The sequence below is a fragment of the Kitasatospora sp. NPDC004289 genome (genome assembly GCF_053602875.1).
Genome location: NZ_JBSGEL010000063.1, coordinates 12,961 through 30,909, shown reverse-complemented (window position 1 = coordinate 30,909; position 17,949 = coordinate 12,961). Strand labels below are relative to the sequence as shown.

General features: G+C 75.6%; 13 protein-coding genes. 8 read left to right on the top strand and 5 right to left on the bottom strand.

Annotation, left to right across the window (positions count from 1 at the left end; translation table 11 throughout):
* Positions 1–119: 119 nt before the first annotated feature.
* Positions 120–623: a hypothetical protein gene (locus ACWEPF_RS31290; RefSeq protein WP_345281762.1), complete on the top strand. Its 504-nt coding sequence runs from the start codon at positions 120–122 to the stop codon at positions 621–623.
* A gap of 71 nt (positions 624–694) precedes the next feature.
* On the opposite strand, the gene ACWEPF_RS31285 is transcribed toward ACWEPF_RS31290, so the two are convergent.
* Positions 695–3,670, bottom strand: a complete 2,976-nt coding sequence (locus tag ACWEPF_RS31285; protein ID WP_452175201.1) for an AAA family ATPase — start codon at positions 3,668–3,670, stop codon at positions 695–697.
* A 614-nt stretch (positions 3,671–4,284) separates the two neighbouring features.
* Complete coding sequence (locus ACWEPF_RS31280) at positions 4,285–7,611, bottom strand: hypothetical protein (RefSeq protein ID WP_452175200.1); 3,327 nt, start codon at positions 7,609–7,611, stop codon at positions 4,285–4,287.
* Positions 7,612–7,789: 178 nt separating this feature from the next.
* On the opposite strand from ACWEPF_RS31280, the gene ACWEPF_RS31275 reads away from it, so the two are divergent.
* Complete coding sequence (locus ACWEPF_RS31275; RefSeq protein ID WP_452175199.1) at positions 7,790–8,371, top strand: AMIN-like domain-containing (lipo)protein; 582 nt, start codon at positions 7,790–7,792, stop codon at positions 8,369–8,371.
* Positions 8,372–8,386: 15 nt separating this feature from the next.
* On the opposite strand, the gene ACWEPF_RS31270 is transcribed toward ACWEPF_RS31275, so the two are convergent.
* Complete coding sequence (locus ACWEPF_RS31270; RefSeq protein ID WP_452175198.1) at positions 8,387–8,953, bottom strand: TetR/AcrR family transcriptional regulator; 567 nt, start codon at positions 8,951–8,953, stop codon at positions 8,387–8,389.
* 103 nt (positions 8,954–9,056) lie between these two features.
* On the opposite strand from ACWEPF_RS31270, the gene ACWEPF_RS31265 reads away from it, so the two are divergent.
* Positions 9,057–9,803: an SDR family oxidoreductase gene (locus ACWEPF_RS31265; protein ID WP_452175197.1), complete on the top strand. Its 747-nt coding sequence runs from the start codon at positions 9,057–9,059 to the stop codon at positions 9,801–9,803.
* Between the two features lie 33 nt (positions 9,804–9,836).
* Here ACWEPF_RS31265 and ACWEPF_RS31260 read toward each other — a convergent pair whose 3' ends face one another.
* Entirely contained in the window at positions 9,837–10,607 is a 771-nt protein-coding gene (locus ACWEPF_RS31260; protein WP_452175196.1) for a hypothetical protein, read from the bottom strand.
* 276 nt (positions 10,608–10,883) lie between these two features.
* On the opposite strand from ACWEPF_RS31260, the gene ACWEPF_RS31255 reads away from it, so the two are divergent.
* The 4 genes from ACWEPF_RS31255 (at position 10,884) to ACWEPF_RS31240 (ending at position 15,600) form a co-directional block, all read left to right on the top strand.
* Complete coding sequence (locus ACWEPF_RS31255; protein WP_452175195.1) at positions 10,884–13,736, top strand: SCO7613 C-terminal domain-containing membrane protein; 2,853 nt, start codon at positions 10,884–10,886, stop codon at positions 13,734–13,736.
* Positions 13,737–13,879: 143 nt separating this feature from the next.
* A complete protein-coding gene (locus tag ACWEPF_RS31250; RefSeq protein ID WP_345281744.1) occupies positions 13,880–14,221 on the top strand; it encodes a VOC family protein in 342 nt (113 codons plus the stop codon).
* Between the two features lie 48 nt (positions 14,222–14,269).
* Entirely contained in the window at positions 14,270–14,578 is a 309-nt protein-coding gene (locus ACWEPF_RS31245; protein WP_345281742.1) for a GNAT family N-acetyltransferase, read from the top strand.
* Between the two features lie 149 nt (positions 14,579–14,727).
* Positions 14,728–15,600 (top strand): hypothetical protein, encoded by an 873-nt coding sequence (locus tag ACWEPF_RS31240; RefSeq protein WP_452175194.1) that lies wholly within the window; start codon positions 14,728–14,730, stop codon positions 15,598–15,600.
* Between the two features lie 57 nt (positions 15,601–15,657).
* Here ACWEPF_RS31240 and ACWEPF_RS31235 read toward each other — a convergent pair whose 3' ends face one another.
* Complete coding sequence (locus ACWEPF_RS31235; protein ID WP_452175193.1) at positions 15,658–16,107, bottom strand: LppU/SCO3897 family protein; 450 nt, start codon at positions 16,105–16,107, stop codon at positions 15,658–15,660.
* Positions 16,108–16,475: 368 nt separating this feature from the next.
* On the opposite strand from ACWEPF_RS31235, the gene ACWEPF_RS31230 reads away from it, so the two are divergent.
* On the top strand, positions 16,476–17,882 hold the full coding sequence (locus tag ACWEPF_RS31230; RefSeq protein ID WP_452175192.1) for an FAD-binding oxidoreductase: 1,407 nt from the start codon (positions 16,476–16,478) through the stop codon (positions 17,880–17,882).
* Positions 17,883–17,949: the final 67 nt, after the last annotated feature.

The window sequence follows — 17,949 nt, the reverse complement described above, 5'->3', positions numbered from 1 at the left end:
TCCCAGCAGTCCCAACTCCGGCCCATCGGGGATGAGTTACGCCGGATTCCATCCTCGGGACGGCCCTCCGAGCGGTACGGTGACTGACCCGCGACCGGCGCGGGTGCAGGGGGGTAGGCATGACGTCCGGACATCGCTCCATCCAGGAGAAGTACTCGATCAACCTCGGCTGCCGCGTGAGCGTGCAGCCCGGGCTCACCGCCACCAGGATCGACTGGAGCATCGCCACCCTGACCGGCGAGGACCCGAACCGGCCCCGGCAGGGCAGCGCCGCCGCGAACTTCACCTGCCCGCGCTGCCGGCGCGGGTTCCGCGTCACCGTGGAGAACAGCGCCAGGGCGCGCACCAAGCGGTGGATCTACGTCGTGGTGGGGGTGGTGCTGCTGCTCTCGCTGCTCTACGTCGTCCCGCAGATCATCTCGATCGGCGGCCAGACGGTCGACGAGAACGACCCGAACGCCACGGACGGGCTCGGACTCCTGCTGCTCTACGCCGTCTTCGCGTTCATCGCGGGTCTGACCTACGCCCGCTACGGCTGGTCCTACGTCGGCATCAAGAAGTTCCGCCGGGTGGCCGCCGACGGCAAGAACTCGGTCCTGGCGAAGGGGCACCGGCTGTTCTGACGCCCGTTCAGGACGCCACCGGCCGCCCGGTCGGGCGACCGGGCGGCCGGGCTGCGCGCGGTCCGGGGACGTCAGGCCGGCCGGGCCTTCGCCTCGGTCGGCTCCGCCGCGCCACCGGCCGCCGGGACCACCCGGGCCAGGTCGGCCCGGCGGCGGACGCCGAGCTTGCGGTAGACCCGGGTCAGGTGCTGCTCCACGGTGCTGACGGTGATGTAGAGCCTGCGGGCCACCTCCCGGTTGGACAGCCCCCGGGCGGCCAGTTCGGCCACCCGGCGCTCGGCCTCCGAGAGGCCTTCCAGCGGGGCGGCGTCCTGCACCACCGACAGGGTCGGCGTGGCGCGCAGCCGCCGGTCGGTCTCCCGGGCCCGGCCCGGATCGCCGTCCGTCCCGTGGGCCTCGCTCAACTGGGCCAGCGCCCCGGCGAGTTCGTGCTCCGCCCCGGCCTCCTCCAGCAGGCCGACGGCCCGCTCCAGCAACGGGGTGCGTTCCGCCCGCTCCCCGGCCGCCGCACGGACCAGCAGCGCGAGACCGCGGATCCGGGCGTGCCCGGCCGGACCGATCCGGGCCAGCTGCCGGTCCGCCAGGTGGGCCGCGGCGCCCGGGCGGCCGAGCGCCAGCTGCGCCCGGGCCGCACCGATCCGCCAGGGTGCCAGGGCCGGCAGGTGGTCCAGCCCCCAACGGGCCGTCAACTCACCGCAGCCCCGGTACTCCGCCAGCGCCTCCTCGGCCCGGCCGGTCGCCAGCAGGTGCCCGGCCCGGGCGTGCCGGTGGTGCAGCCCGGCCGGGGTCAGCTCCATCCCCTCGGGGGCGGCCAGCCCCAGGTAGTGCGCGGCGTCCTCGTGCCGGCCCAGGGCGGTGCGGGCGGCGGCCAGCGTGGAGAGCGGCAGCCCCACCGCCACGCCCCAGGCCTCCGGCCGGACCTGGGCGAAGGCTGCCCGCGCCTGCTCGTCGGCGGTGCGCAGGTCACCCAGCCGCAGCGCGGTCTCGGCCCGCAGCGCCGAGAACAACGCCTGCCAGGTCGGGTTCCCCCGCGCGCCCGAACGCTCGGCGACCGGGCCGCACCAGCGAGCCGCACGGTCCGCCCGGTCGGTGTAGAGGAGCACGGTCAGCGCGGAGGTCAGCGCGTCCATCGGCACGCCTCCCAGTCCACCGGCGCGCAGCACCGCTTCCGCCCGCAGCACCGCCTCGGCGGGCTCGACCGTACCGGCGAGCAGCGCCTCCAACAGCCGCAGCCCGTCCGCCCGGTAGGCGCTCCGATCCGGTCCGGCGGCGGAACCGTCCCGCTCGCCCGGGTACCAGTACGCCAGCCAGGAGCGCAGCCTGGCCGCGCCCTGCGGGTCGGCTCCGCCGCGCTCGAACCGGGCCAGGGCGTCCTGGCCCTCCGTCAGGCGGCCGTGCCAGTACAGGTAACGGATCGAGCGGAGCTCGTGCCGGACCGTGGAGGCGCGGTCGGTCACCGTGCCGGGCAGTGAGGGCACGCACTCGATCCTGTCCTCGCAGGCCGGGGCCGGCGACCCGAGCGGGTCCGGGGCAGCGGCTCCGAGGTCCTGCTCGACCTCGGGGAAGCCGACGGGGGCCGCCCCGGCGGGCGGCGGAGTCGCCGCGTTCGGGATCGCCGTCGCGCCGCCCGGATCCCCGGGTGCGAGCTTCAGGGCGGGTGCCGGGGCCGCGGTCGGCACGGGGGCCGGGACCGGGGCGGGAGCTGGGACCGGAGCGGGAGTTGGGGTCGGGTGCGGGTCCTGGTCCGGGTCCGGGGCCGGCACGGGGGTCGGGGCCGGGGAGGCGGTCGGCCCGGCCACCGGGGCGGGCACGGCCCACGGACTGCGCAGGTGGCCCTCGGCCGCACGGAACTGTTCGGCCACCGCGCCCTCCGCGGCGCCGCGCCGCCGCAGCAGCTCGCCCGCCCGCCGGTGCAGCGCGGCCAGTTCGCTCGGCCGGACGGCGGCCAGCAGGTCACCCCCGGCCGTCGGGTGTCGGAAGCCGTCGCCCCGGAACAGCCCGGCCGCGTTCAGCAGGTAGAGCGCCCGGGCGACGGAGTCCGGCACCAGCAGCAGGAGTTCGGCCAGCAGCTCCGGCCCCGCACCGGGGCCGAGCACCGCCACCCCACGTGCGCAGCGCAGCGCCAGCGGATCGATCCGGTGCAGGCAGTGCATCAGCCCGCGCCGGTAGCCCTCCCCCACCACGAGCCGCCCGCCCGTCCCCGGGCCGCCTGCCACCGATCCCGCTGCCACCGATCCCGCTGCCGCCGGTCCGGCTGCCGCGGCCCGCTCCTGGTCGTCCATCAGCGCGTGCACCAGCAGCGGGTTCCCGCCCGTCAGCGCGTGCGCCTCGGCCGCCAGCCGGTCGGCGGCGCCGCTGCCCAGCCGCTCGCGGAACAGCTCCGCGACCACCTCCACCGGCAGCAGCTCCAACCGGACCTGGTGGTGGTGCGGCTGGCGGGCCAGCTCGACCTCGAAGAAGGGGTTGGGCGGGGTCATGGTCTCGCGCGAGCCGAGCACGGTGAGCACCGGCGCGTTCCTGGTCCGGCGCACCAGGTAGAGCAGGAACTCCAGCGACTGCGGGTCGACGTCCTGCCGGTCGTCCACCGCCACCAGGACGGGGCCCCGGCCCGCCAGGCCCCGGACCAGGCCGAACAGGCCCTCCAGGGTCCGCTGGGTGAGCTGGCCGGGGCCACCGTCGGCGGCCGCCGGGCCGGAGCTCTCCGCCACGCCCTGGGCGAGCAGCCGCTCGGCGCTCTCGGCCTCCGCGTGGTCCAGGTCGGCGCTCTGGAACAGCTGTCGGGCCAGCCCGAGCGGGAACTCGCGCTCCAGCGGCGAGCCGGTGCCCAGCAGGACCTGCGCGCCCTGACGGCTCGCCAGATCGGTGAAGGAGTACAGCAGTTCGGTGCGACCGCTGCCGACCGAGCCGTGCAGCGCCGTCACGCCGCCCGCCCCGGCGGTGCAGCGCTCCAGGCCCCGGACGAGGCGGGCGAACTCGTTCTCGCGCCCGGTGGGCCGGGCTCTGGGCGGATCCAGCGGGGCGGGCGGGAGGGAGAGGTGCGTGGGCATCGGGTACTCCTGGAGCAGGCGGCGCGCCGGACGGGCAGGCGGATTGCCCTCCGCGTGCGCGGTTCAGGGAACGCGGGGTGCGGCGAACACACGGGCCGGCGAACACGGGGTTCGGCGAACGCGGGGTTCGGGGACAGCAGGGGAAAGCGTCTTCCATCGGCCCGCCGCACGTGTCTGCTGCTGCGCGGGGCCGACCGCCCTCAGCGACAGAGCGAGCTGGCGCGGCGGTGCAGGTCCACGTCGAGCCTGGCGACCAGACGCAGGCGCGCGGCACCACGGCCGACCGTCACCTGCTCCACTGCCATCCCCGCTTCCGTTCCCCCGGTCCACCACACCAGGGGCGTGGGGCGTGACGCCGTGTCACCGGACACCACCGGGACACCTGCTCGGCGGTCCTCCCGGCCCGGTCGCGTTCGGCCCACGGCCACGGCCCGGCACCTGACGGAGTCCACCTGCGATCGAGTCTATGAACCCCCTAGTGACGGAGTCAATCGGCGTCCACGCCGACGCTGCGGGAGCCCGTTCTGCTCCGTGGCCGCACCATCGTGGTCGGCTGAGCTGCGCAACTGCCCGGGGGCCCGGCGGGCTGACGGCTCGTCAACCCGCCGGGCCGTCTAACCCACCGTGATCATCAGCTCGGCGACGTCCGGATCCGGATGGCCCCGCCATGCGGCGAGCTCCTCGCTCCACCACTCCGGAGTCCGGAGACGACCGGTGATCCACCCGACCAGCCGGGCCGCGAGCACGACGCCCTCCGCCGACCCGCGGGCGCGCAACTGGTCGAGCACGGCCCGCAGCGCGAGCTCCGGCAGCTCGTCGCCCCAGCGGAGACCGAGGCCCTCCGGCAGTCCCGTCCAGCGCAGCGGATGGCCTTCGAGCAGGTCCAGGATCCGGCTCCAGCGCTCTGCGGCCGGATCGCCCCCGACCAGCGCCCGCACCGCCGGGACCATCGCCGTCCGTACGGCCGCCCCGCCGAGCCCGACGGCCGCGAGCCGGTCCGCCAGGACGTCCAGCAGGACAGGCGCGCCGACCTCGGGGCCGAACTGGCCTCCGGCCAGGGCCGCGAGCCGGGTCCGGGCCTGCTCCGCGACCGACCCGTCGTCGGCGCTCGGACCGCCCTGCGCCAGCAGCGCCAGACGGTCCACCACGCGGGTCCAGACCTCGACGTGGGCAGGGCCGTCCTCCACTCCGGCGATCAGCCGGACCGCCGACCGCCAGATCCGGCCCTGCTGCCCGAAGGTCAGCAACTCCCGCTCCACAGCGGCGGCTCCGGGTCCGTCGGCACGCATCACGTCGCGCAGGACGGTGAACGCACCGTCGGCGACATCCGGATCCGGGTGCTCCGTCGCCGCGCCCAGGAACCGCTCCAACGCGGGCCGCAGCGCCGCGTCGCGCTCCTGCGCGACGGCCCCGGACACCGCCTCCCAGACGGCCGGTTCCCCCAGGGCGTCCGACAGCCGGGCCGCCACCTCCGGGCGGTCGAGGAATCCCGTGAGCAGGCCCGCCAGCCGGGCCCGCACGTCCCGGTGCAGGCCCGGGGAGTCCCACACCGTCAGGGCCGTGCGGAGCACCACCCGGTCCGACAGGTCCCCCAGGGCGGCGACCAGTTCCTTCCCGGCGCCGACGCCGACCCGGGACACCGTGCCGGTCAGCCATCCGGTCAGCAGCGACTCGGCCTCCCCCTCGGCGCTCCTGGCCAGCAGGTGACGGACCGCCAGGGCGGCCGCCCGTCCGCGCACCCCGCCCCCACCCAGATGGGACACCACCAGCGGCAGCGCCTCCTCGGGCGGCGCCACCTGCGCCACCTGCCACAGCGCGGCGGCCGCCACCGGCTGCGGCCCGCGTTCGACCGCCTCCCTCAGCAGGACGGGATCGGTCAGCACCCGAGCGGCGGCCACCCGTCCGGCCTGCTCGGCCGCGTCGTCGAAGACGTCCGGCCCCACCAGCGCCGTGTGAGCCGCCGCGGCCTGCGGACCCGTCCCGGGCGGCAGCGGCGGCGCCCAGGCGACGCCGTGCTCCCGGGCCCGGGTGAAGACGCCCGCCAGCAGGTCGGTCCGACGGCGGGACAGCACCTCCCAACCGGCCTCCGTCGGGACGGAGGCCGGGTCGGCGCCGACCAGCCGGCCACAGCGGACGTCCCGCCCGCCGCCGGCCGGGCGCAGCCACAGCGCGGCCGCCAACTCCCGCGACTCGTCCTGCTGTTGCCCCCGGATCCCGTCCCGATCGGACTGCGCCTGCCCGCCCAGCAGGTACGCCTCCAGGCGGGCATCCACCGTCGGCAGTGGGGGCAGCATCGCGGCCAACCGCAGCCAGCGCCCGGGTCGGCGCATCGCCGGGGTCGCGTGCAGACGGTCCCACACTCCCTCCGCCACCGGCACGGAGAACCCCAGCTCGACCGTGGCGCTCCGCGGAGCACGCGGATGCCCGGCCAACTGGGCCAGCAGACCGGTGAGTTCCGCCGCACGCGGGAGGTCTCCGTCCGCCGCGGCGCGGTGGGTGCTCCGGCGCAGCCAGGCGGCCATCGGCCGCAGGCAGTGCGCCGTGGTGTCCCTGGCCTGGGCCACTGTCAGGGCGGCGTCCCGCAGCACCTCGGCCGGCACCGCGGCCAGCAGGCCCTCCGGTGCCCCGGCGATGCGCCGGAGCGCACGCTGCCGCACCTCGGGATGGTCGTGCCAGGCCCGTGCGGAGAGCCGGACCACCCGGGCGTACTCGGCCGGATCGCCCTGCGCGGTCGCGCAGTCCAGCAAGGCGGCCCACCCGTCGGCCCGTTCGTGGTGGCGCGGCGAGCCCGCCACCTCCGCCAACCGCTCCTCCGCCTCCGCCAGCGGGAGCAGCCGGACCACCCGGAGCAACCTCGCCCCGCGGCGGGCGGGCCGGTCCGCCAGGTAGGAGCGGGCCAGCGCGGCCCGCCGCTCCGCCCCGAGCGCCAGCACCAGGCCGGCCGCCGGGAAGTTCCCGCTCGTGGACTCCTCGATCAACTGCGACGCCACCTCGGCCCGACGGTCGGGCCCCAGCAGGGCGAGCAGCGGCTCGACGAGCAGGCCCTGGTGCAGGTGGGTTCGGCGGGTCGGGCGGCAGACGCGGGCGAGCAGCACCAGCTGCTCTTCCGGCAGACGCCTGAGTGCCCTTGCCGTACTGCTGGTCAACTCGCCTTCCGCCAGCGGGATTTCACCGATCGCACCCGCTCGGACGAGCTCCGCGAGCCGACCGGGCCGATGTGTCAGCAGCTCGGCCGCGGCCTCGCCGGTGAGCAGGTGGGGCGCCGTGGCCAGCAGGTGGAGTCCCGCCTCCGGATCCCGCCGGGTCGCGGTGGTGACCAGGCGCCGGCTCATGCCGCGCCAGGGGGTCCGGTCCGCGGCTCGGCGCGGCCCCCGGAGCTCCGCCCTCTCCTGATCGGCCAGGAACCGGACCACCGCGAGCGGCGCGCTCCTCGCCAGTCCGACCAGCACCCCGTCGGTGAGCCTCACCCGCGACAGCCAGGGGTGGACGGCCTCCGGGGAGCAGGCCGCCAACAGCTGCGCCGCCTCCCGCCGTCCGTACCGGTCGTACACCTCGGGCAGCAGCCGGTCGGCCAGCTCACGCCTGCCGGTCCTGCGCAACTGCCGGTAGAGGGCCAGCCGGTGGGCCTGCGGCGCGGTCCCGGCCACCTCGGCCAGGGCCTCGTCCGGAACGGGCAGTCGTCCGGCCGCGGCCAGGGCACGGGAACGGAGGGCGGGGTCGTGGAGCGCCACCACCACGCGGTCGAGGTCGCGGCGGACGGTCGCCAGGAAGAGCCCCGTGTGCCGGTCCCCGTCGCTCCCGCCGTCCAGGGAGGCGTGCACCTCGCGGTACTCGTCGGGGGTCAGCCGCCGGGCCCACTGCGCGATCGCGCGCTGCCGGGCGGACCGGGGCAGGTCCTGGTGACTCGGGATGCCCCAGCGGTCCTTCTGCTGCTCTGCCACCGCGCTCACCTGCTGGTGAGGCGCGCGGCCTTTCGCTTCGTCGTCATGGCCGGGGATGCTGCCACCCCACCGGCCACGTGCGCAACTCCCTTACCGACCGCGGCCCGGCGCGCAACCATCGGCGGTCTGCCCACGTCCTTGTTCGTGACTGGCCGGGAACGAGCCGAGGAGGCACCCGATGAAACGCCTGGTCGTGATCCCCCTGGTGGCCGTCCTGCTCGGCGGTGGCGTGGCCTCGGCCGCGCCCGCCGCCCCCGCCGCACCGGCGGCAGCAGGCTCGGTGACCTGCCCCACGGGCTGGGGCAGCCTGCCGAGGTCCGCCACCTCCACCAACTCCCAGCCCCTCACCAACGTCCGCGCCGGGGCCCATCCCTGCTTCGACCGCCTCGTCCTCGACGTGCCGGGCACCTCCGCCGCCCACCCGGTCGGCTACCACGTCCAGTACGTCGACACCCTCTACCAGGACGGCTCCGGCCGCCCCATCGCCGTCCGCGGCGGAGCGGTTCTGGAGATCTACGCCGACGCCCCCTCCTACTCACCCGCGACCGGCACCCCCACCTACCCGGGCCGCGCCGGCCAGCCGCTTCCCGGCGTGGACCTCACCGGTTACCGCACCTTCGTGGAGGCCAAGTTCGCCTCCAGCTTCGAGGGCCGCACCCAGCTCGGCCTCGGCGTCCGGGCGCGACTCCCCTTCCAGGTCTTCCAGTTGGACGACCGCCTGGTCATCGACGTCGCCCACAGCTGGACCGCGACCCCCTGACCCGACTCCGCGGCTTCACCCTCGGAGGCGGAGGCCGTCGAGGGCGATGCCGAGGAGCCGTTGGGCCCGCCCGTCCGGCGCGTCGGTCCAGTCGACGCGCCACAGGAAGCCGACCAGGAGCAGCACGTCGGCGGCATCCACGTCGGGCCGCACCTCTCCGGCCTCCCGGCAGGCGGCCAGCAGCCGTTCGATCGCATCGACCACCGGCTGGTAGTGCTCCGCGGACAGGTCGCTCCTTGTGGCCGCGTCCAGCGCCCCGGCCATCCCGTGCTTGACCCGCCCGAACTCCGCCAGCCGGTCGAACCACGACCGCAGCGCCGGCCACGGCTCCTGACGGTCCGACAGCTCCCCGGCCAGCGAGACGAGTTCGGTGACGTCCTGCCGGTAGACCTCGAGCACCAGCGCCTCCCGCGTGGCGTAGTGCCGGTAGAGCGTGCCCTGCCCGACGCCCGCCTCCCCCGCGATCGACTTCAGCGTGACCTCACCCCCGGAGCGCGCCAGCGCACCCCGCGCCACCGCCAGGATGCGCGCACGGTTCTGCTCCGCGTCGGCACGTCGTGCCGCCGGTGAATCCTCAGCCATTCCCAACCCTCCGACCGTCGCCCCCATCATAAGCGGACACGTGTCCGCTACGCTTGCCGCAGTTCCGGACACGTGTCCGGTTCGACTCCAAGGGGGCACACCCATGTCCGGAACCGACGGCATCCGAGGCAAGACCATCGCCATCACCGGTGCGAGCAGCGGCATCGGCGAGGCCACCGCGCTCCTGCTGGCGGAGCGCGGCGCCCGCCTCGTCCTCGGCGCCCGGCGCACCGACCGCCTGCGCGACCTGGCCGCCCGCATCGCCGATCTGGGCGGCGAGGCCGTCTGGGCCGCCACCGACGTCACCCGCCGCGCCGACCTGGCCGCCCTGGTGGCGCTCGCCCGGGACCGGTTCGGACGCCTCGACGTCCTGGTCGCCAACGCCGGGATCGGCCCGGTCTCCCCGCTCGACGACCTGCGGGTCGAGGACTGGGACGCGATGGTCGACGTCAACTTCAAGGGCGTCCTCCACGGGATCGCCGCCGCGCTGCCGGTCTTCCGCGCCCAGGGCGGCGGCCAGTTCGTCCACGTCGTCTCCACCGCGGGCCTGAAGGTCGTGCCGAACCAGGCCGTGTACGCCGCGACCAAGAACGCGGTCCGCACCGTCTCCGAGGGCCTGCGCCTGGAGGCCGGGCCGGACGTCCGGGTGACCGTGGTCTCACCCGGTTTCGTCCGGACGGACTTCATCGGCTCCGTCCCCGACGACCGCGTGCGCGCCGAACTCGCCTCCGCGAAGGACGAGTTCGCGATCCCTCCGGCGGCGGTCGGCGAGGCCATCGCCTTCGCGGTCGCCCAGCCCGCCGCCGTGGACGTCAACGACATCGTCGTACGGCCCACCGCCCAGCGGTGAGGCGCCGCGCCAGGGCCGGCCGGCCGCTCGCCCTCAGCCCGGGTAGACGAGCGAGCCCAGCGGCGGACAGGGCAGCAGGGCGTGCGAGACGCCGGGCCGCTCGACGAAGGCCCGGAGCTCGCCCGCCTGGAGGCGGTGCGACTCCAACCCGTCGGCGTACCAGGCGTCACGCCTGGCCCGGCCGTAGTCCCAGGAGTCGTCGATCAGGCTGAGGCTGAAGTTGCCCGAGGCGCGCTGGAGGTCCGCCCGGACGGCGGCGGCCTGGAGCGCGGTCTGGGTGGCGGCCAGGTCGACGCGGGTCATCAGGACGCCGACCGTGTCGGGTTCACGGGTCGGCATCGGGGCCTGCGGAAGCAGGGACACCCCGTTGTCCAGGCGGCCGATGTTGTCGACGCTCGCGTCCCGGGACTGCTTCATCATGATCTGCGCCTCCCGGTGCAGCCAGAACAGCTCGTCCAGGTCCGCCTGGGATATCCGCATCCGCGCGTACAGCGCCTGGAACCGCGGATCGCGGTGCAGCGGGGCCACCACCGGCATGTGGAGCAGCACGCAGTCGTTGTAGCCCCCGTCCACCGCGGCCTCCAGGTGGAACAGGGCCACCTCCGACTGCCCCTGCGCGATGGCCAGCCCGGCGAGGCTCCCCCGCCCGGCGGCAGCCAGCCAGGCGGCCTGCGGCCCCAGCGCCGTCGCGCGCTCGATGACCTCGTGCAGGCCCCGGGTGCCCGCCGTCGCGGCACCCCTGGTCAGCATGTCCGCCAGCACCTCGTGCAGACGGTTCATCACGGTGTTGACGGTGTCGACCACGGGTCACCTCGGGCTTCGGCGGGGAACGGTCACGGAAGTGCCGATCGTGCGGCGCTCCGGTGAAGATGACGGTCCGTCAGAGTGATCAGTTCCGACGGCTCTCCGACTTCCCGCCCGCACCGTCTCCCCGCCCCTGCCGGCCCGGCCCTCGCCGAGCCCCGACCGAGCCCCGACGGAGCCCCGACGGGCCGCCCCGGTACCGCCGAGCGGCTGAGCACGGGAGATGAGTAGCCGTACTCATGGCCGAGCACCCGCTCCGGCCTCACAATCTCCGTCATGACGACCGGTTCACTGCCCTGTCCGGGGTGCGGAGCGCCACTGGCCACCGCCCCCGGAACCGCCCGCTGCCCCGCCTGCCGGCTGCCGCTGCTCGGACAGGACGCTGCCGCGCTCTGGCAGGTGACCGTCGCCCTGAACGCGCTCGACGCCCAACGGCAGGGCCTGATCGTCCGGCGCGACCAGCTCCTCGGCGCCCTGCGCGCCCGACAGGACCTTCCCGACCCGCCGGCGCCGCTGCCATGGTCCCAGCAGCTGTCTGCGGGCCCCGGCGGCCCCGTCGGCCCCAACTGGGCGGCGCCCGCCGCGCCCTGGGGGCGGCCGCCCGTACCCGCAGCCGGCAAGGAGGTCTCCGGGCCGTCGGCGCAGACCGTGCTGCTGGTGCTCGGCGGCCTGATGGTGGCGATCGCCGCGCTGGTCTTCACCGTCGTCAGCTGGGGCAGCCTCGGCATCGGCGGCCGGGCCGCCGTGCTCGCCGGCGTCACCCTGTGCGCGCTCCTCGCCCCGCTGCCGCTGCGCCGCCGCGGCCTGACCGCGACCGCCGAGACCTCCGCCGTGCTCGGCCTGGCCCTGGTCCTGCTGGACTGGCTCGCGGCCCGCACCGTCGGCCTCGCCGGTCTCGACCGCGTCCCCGCCGCCTCCTACTGGGCGGCCGCCACCGCCCTGACCGCCCTCGGCGCGGCGTCCTACGGCACCGTGCTCAAGCTCCGCGGCCCGCGGGCCACCGCCCTGGCCCTGGCCCAACTGCCGCTCTCACTGGCCGCCCTGGCGATCGACACCGACATCGGCGGCTACGCGACGGCCTTCCTGCTCACCGCCCTGCTCGACCTCCTCCTGGCCACCCGCACCTCCCGCCGTGCTCCGCGCGTCCGCACGGACGCCGTCACCGCCACGCCCGTCACCGCCCCCGCCCCCACTGCGGGCCGCCTCGCCCATGCGCTCGTCGCCTGCGGCGTCGGCTTCACCCTGCTCGGCGCCCTCACCTCCGCCACCCAGCTGCTCACGGCGACGTCCCTGACGGAGGCCCGGCTCGCCTGGCCCGCGCTCGCCCTGCTCTCGGCCCTCGGGGTCGCGGTCTCCACCGGGCGTCCGGCCGCCCTGCTCCCCCGCACGGTCGGACACGAACTGCGGTGCGCGGCCGCCGTCCTGGCCGGCGCCGCGCCGCTCGCCGCGATCGGCGCGAGCCTGCGCTTCTCCCTCCCCGCCTCCTGGGTCCCGGCCGGTTACGCCGTCCCCGGTGCGCTCCTGCTGCTCGCCGCCCTCCAGGTCCTGACCTCCGCCACGCCCGAGACCGCCCCGTCCGAGGCCGCCGCCTCCGAGGCCGGCACGCCCGAGGCCGCCACCTCCGAGGCCGGCAGGTCGAGCAGGACGCCCGACGCGGACGGCGGCGCCCTCGGAGGGTCCCCGGCCCAGGGAGCCACCCCGCACCCGGCAGCCACCGACGCCACCGGTCCCGCGACGCCGCCCGCCCCGCCCACCTCCCTCGGCCTGTTCATCGCCGGAGCCGCCGCCGTCCTCCTCGCCCAACTCGCCGTCCTGCCCGCCCTGGCCCGTGCCTTCTTCGGCCCGGTCGAGCGCTGGGCCCTCGCCTGGGACTGGCCCGGTACCGACGCCACCGAGCTCCACACCACCGCCTGGTCGCTCCCCCTCGCCCCCGCCGCCCTGTTCGCGCTGCTGACCGCCCTCCTGGCCACCACCGCGCTCCGCTGCGCCCGCACCGGCCGCACCGCCCCCGCCCACGTCCTGCTCCGCACCGCCCTCGCCACCGGCTCGACGCTCGCCTGCCTGCTCCCCACCCTCTTCGAACTCCCCCTCACCACCGGGGCGTTCTGGGCCCTGGCGCTCACCGCGGCCGCCACCGCCGCCCTCGCCCTCCAGCACCCCACCGACCCCACCTCCCACCTGCTCGTGCTCCTCCCGTCCGCCACCGCCGCCGTGATCTGGGGCGGCACCGACCGGACCGCCACGCTCGTCGTCTGGTCCGCCCTGACGGCCGGCGCCGCGCTCCTCGCCTCCCGGCTCCCGCACCGCTGGGCAGCGCCCTTCGGCGGCTTCGCCGTGGCCTCCCTCGCCGTCACCGCCCTCGCCGCCGGGCAGACCGGCGGTCTGGCGGCGTACGAGCTCGCGTTCCTCCTCCTCGCCGTGACCGCCCTCACCGTCGCGGCGGCCGCCGGCATCGCGCACCGGGGCGACCGCAGCTCGCTCGCCCTGGCCGTGGAGGGGACGGGATACGCCCTCGCGCTCCCCGCCTTCGCCCTGACGGCCGGTCACCCGGGGGCGCTCAGCCTGGCCCTGGCCGTCGGCGGCGTGCTGGCGCTCGCCGTGGCGCTGCGGCCGGACCGCCGCCGGGCGGCGCTGGTCGGCACCGGGCTGCTGGTGCTCTCCTCCTGGGTGCGGCTCGCCCTGGCCGGGGTCACCGTCCCCGAGCCGTACACGCTGAGCGTGGCGGCCGCCGCGCTGACCATCGGTCACCTGCGGCGGCGCCGCAGCCCGGAGCTCTCCTCCACGGCCGCCTACGGCGCCGGGCTCGGCCTCGCCCTGCTCCCCAGCCTGGTCGCGGTCTGGGCCGAGCCGACCTGGCCGCGCCCGCTGCTGCTCGGCACGGCGGCCCTCGCCCTGACCGTCCTGGGCGCCCGGCAGCGGCTCCGCGCCCCGCTGCTCTTCGGTGCCGTCACCCTCACCGCCGTGGCGGTGCACGAGCTCACCCCGCTGGTGACCCAGCTCATCGGCGCCCTGCCCCGCTGGGTCCCGCTGGCGGCGGCGGGTCTGCTCCTGCTGGTCCTCGGGGCCACCTACGAACGCCGCCTGCGCGACGCCCGCCGGGTCCGCGACGGTCTGCGGCGCCTCCACTGAGGGTCCCCGCCGGGCACGGACGGTCCGGTGCCGCCCCGAGCCGACGGGCCGGGGCCGGTACGGAGTTGACGGACCGCTCCGGCGCAGATGACGGCATGTCAGGCGCTTGACGCGGGCGGGGGCGGCTGTGGTTAGGGTGATCCATGACTGTCTCCGCAACGATGATCACGATCGACTGCTCCTCCCCGCGCGAACTGGCCCAGTGGTGGGCCACCGTGCTCGACGCCGAGATCTCCCAGGACTTCGGCGAGTTCGTGATGGTCGGTGCGAAGCCGTTGACGCTCGGGTTCCAGCAGGTGTCCGAACCCAAGCTGAGCAAGAACCGGGTCCACCTGGACCTCACGGCCGACGACCTGGCGGCCGAGGTCCGGCGGTTGGTGGAGCTGGGCGCCACGGTCGTCGGCGAACAGCAGGCGCCCGGCCTGTCCTGGACCGTTCTCCAGGACCCGGCCGGCAACGAGTTCTGCGTCAGCCACGGCCACTGACGGACCGCACGCGCGTACGAGCGCCTCACCGACCAGGCTGGAGCCCCGATGGAATCGAAGATCGTCGACCGCCAAGACCTCTCCCGCTACGAGGTCATAGTCGACGGCGACCGGCTCGCCGGCTTCGCCGAGTACCGCCTCGGGGAGGGCGAGATCGCCTTCACCCACACCGAGGTCAACCCGGCCTTCGAGGGCCAGGGCCTGGCGAGCTCGCTCGCCCGCTTCGCCCTGGACGACGCCCGCGAGCGCGGCCTCGCCGTGCTCCCGTACTGCCCGTACATCAAGGCCTGGATCGCCAAGCACCCGGAGTACGTGGACCTCGTCCCGGTCGACAGCCGCGACTACTTCGAGCTCTGAGCCCCTCCCCGCCCCTCCCCGCCCGTCCGCCGGGGACCCGTGAACCCGGCCGGGGTGCCGCGTACCTGATCGCGCGGCACCCCGGTCGTCCCGCTCTCCGTCCCCCGCCGTTCACCTTCCGCCGCCAGACTCCACGGCGGAGGTGCGGAGTGGACCGGAAGACCAGCACAGCGCAGGGCCATGGGGCGTCCGCCCCCTGGCGGGTACTGGTCGGCGAACGACCCGGGGGCGGCCCCGAGCGGCTGACGGAGGACCACATCGTGGTGCTGCCGGACGCGGTGGTGGTACTCGACGGGGTCTCGACCGTCAGCGACGAGACACCGCTCGGCGGCTGGTACGCGCGGACCCTGGGCGCGCAGCTGTCCGAGCAGCTCCTCGGCCGTCCGGCGCTCCCGCTGCCCGCCCTGCTGGCCTCCGCGATAGCCGCCGTCGCCGCCGAGCACGGCCTCCGGCCGGGCCGCGGCCCGGCCGCCACCGTCGCCGTGGTCCGCCGCAACGGCCCCCGCCTGGAGGCGGCCGTGCTCGGTGACAGCCCGGTGGTGGCCTTCCACCGGGACGGCTCCGCCTCGGTGCTCAGCGACGACCGGCTGGCCGGACTGCTCGACCCCCGCCCGCAGACCACCGAGTACCGCGCCCGGCTCGCCGCCGGGTCCGGCTTCGACCGTCGCCACCGCGAACTGATGGGTGAACTCCGCGAGTTCCAGCACACCGTGATCAACCGCGACGGCGGCTACTGGGTCGCCGAGGCCACCCCCGAGGCCGGACTGCGCGCCGTCACCGCCGCTTGGCCCCTCGCCGAGCTGACCGACGTCCTCCTGCTCACCGACGGCGTCTCCTCCGCCGTCACCGACCACCACCTGCTCGACTGGCCCGCCCTCCTCGCCGACTCCCGCCGCAGCCACCCCCAGCAGGTCGTCGACGCGATCCACCACGCCGAGACCACCGACCCCGACGCCATCGCCTGGCCCCGCCCCAAACCCCACGACGACAAGGCCCTGGCCCACCTCCGCCTCGACTCCTGAACACCTACCGCCCTGAGAGCCCCTGACGGCCCGTCGGGCGGCCTGCGTCAGGAGTTGTCAGGAGTAGTCGTTGCGGCCCAAGCAGAGGCTGAAGGAGGCGCGGCTGCGCTCCTCGCGGTAGGTGGCGATGGTGCCCGGGACCTCGTCGCAGGCGTCCTCGTTCACCAGGTGGATCATCTTGATCACCACGAACTCGGCCTCGGGGGCGGAGCACGGCACCACACTGACCTCCGGGTCCTCGGTGGTGCCGGTGTTGTGCACGCAGTCACCGGCGTCGGCGGTGATCGGGGCGTCGCGGTAGTAGTAGCCGGCCACCACCAGCGCCACCGCGACCAGGGCGACCATCCCGAGCCCCGCCAGGCCGCCCCGCAGCAGACGCCGGGCCCGGCGCCGCGGCGGGACCCACGGCGGCGGTGCGTCCGGGCCCGGGCCCGACGCTGCGGCCGGGTCCCAGGCTCCTCCGGGCCGGTCCGCGGCGTACTGGTCGGCGGTCGGCGGTGTGCTCATCTCGGAATCCCCCCGTGGTCGTTGCGCACTCTCGGCCCCGAGAGACTAGGGCATGACAAAGCGGGCGTGAAGAGCCGTTCCCGGGAAGTGCCTCGGATTTCCGCCGGTCGGACGAGTACTCAAATCCGGTTAATCACCTGCGGAGTGGAGGAATTATGACACAACCCCACGTCAGACACGTGGGTTGTCCTGAAAATGCGTCAACTGGTGTGCGCGGCCCGGCAGGATCGAAGGCGAATCGGAGCGCACTCCGCGACCGCCCCTCCCACGGTGCGCCCGAGAATGACGAGAACGCGTCACCTGCTCCCCTCCGATTCGACCGTGCCATCCGTCCACCGGCTTTTCCGCACTGACGACTTGGGTGATTCGTGAACGCTGTTCCGGCCGTGCACCTGCGGACCACGGCTCTGCCGGAGATCTCCGAACTCCGCGCGCTGCTCGGCGGGGACGCGCTCCTCCAGGAGGAGGGCGAGGTCCGCCCCTACGCCGGGGACCGCGCCGACACGGTCGAACACGAGTTGCCGCTCGCCGTCGCGCTGCCGCAGGACGTCGAACAGGTCCGGCGGATCGCCCGGTGGGCCAGCCGTCACCGCGTGCCGCTGGTACCGCGCGGCGCGGGCAGCGGGCTCGCGGGCGGGGCATCCGCGCTGGCGCGCGGGGTCGTGCTCTCGCTCGAACGGCTCTCCGCGATCCGGGAGTTGAACGCCGCCGACCAGTACGCCGTGGCGGAGGCCGGGGTGGTGAACGGCGCGCTCGGCCGGGCCGCCGCCGCGCAGCGGCTGTTCTACCCGCCGGATCCGGGCAGCGCCGAGGTCTCCACCATCGGCGGGAACGTGGCCACCAACGCCGGGGGACTGCGCTGCGTGAAGTACGGCGTCACCGCCGACAACGTGCTCGGCCTCGAAGTGGTGCTCGCCGACGGCCGGTTGGTCCGCACAGGCGGGCGCACCCTCAAGAACGTCGCCGGGTACGACCTGACCCGGCTGTTCGTCGGTTCGGAGGGCACCCTCGGCATCATCACCGCGGCGACCCTGCGGCTGCGCCCGGTGCCGACCACCGAACCGGCCACCTTCACCGCCGGGTTCGACGGCCTCCGGGCCGCCGGCGCGGCCGTCGCCTCGATCGCCCGGCTGTCCGGACGGCCGTCCATGCTCGAACTGCTCGACCGCGCCGCGCTGGACGCCGTCGAGGCCTACCGGCCGAGCGGCGCCGACACCACCTCCGCGGCCCTGCTCATCGGCCAGGCCGACGGCGGCGACGCCCAGCGGCTGGTGGCCGAGATGGTGCGGCTCTGCCAGGAGCAGGGGGCCACCTCGATGACGATGTCCAGCAGCGCGGACGGGGCCGAGGAGATGCTCTCCGTCCGGCGTTCGGCGGGGGAGGCGCTGCTCGCCTCCGGCGCGGCCACCATCGTGGAGGACGTGGTGGTGCCGCGCAGCCGCCTGGTCGAGATGCTGGGCCACATCGAACGCACCGGCCGGGAGGGCACCGTCCGGATCGCCACCGTCGGCCACGCCGGGGACGGCAACCTGCACCCGGTCCTGATCCTCCCCGACCGCACCCCCGAAACCTTCCGGGAGGCCCACCGGAAGGCCGAGCAGCTCTGGCGCAAGGCCCTCGACCTCGGCGGCTCGATCACCGGCGAACACGGCGTCGGCACCCTCAAGCGCAGCCGGCTCGCCACCGCCCTGGACCCGGCCGTGCTGGACCTCCACCGCAGCGTCAAGCACGCCTTCGACCCGCTGGGGATCCTCAACCCGGGCAAGGCCTTCTGAGCACGGATCAGAGGCCGCCGAGCCCGGGCGGGTGACCGGGCCGGCCGGCGGACTGGGAGAATCGCCC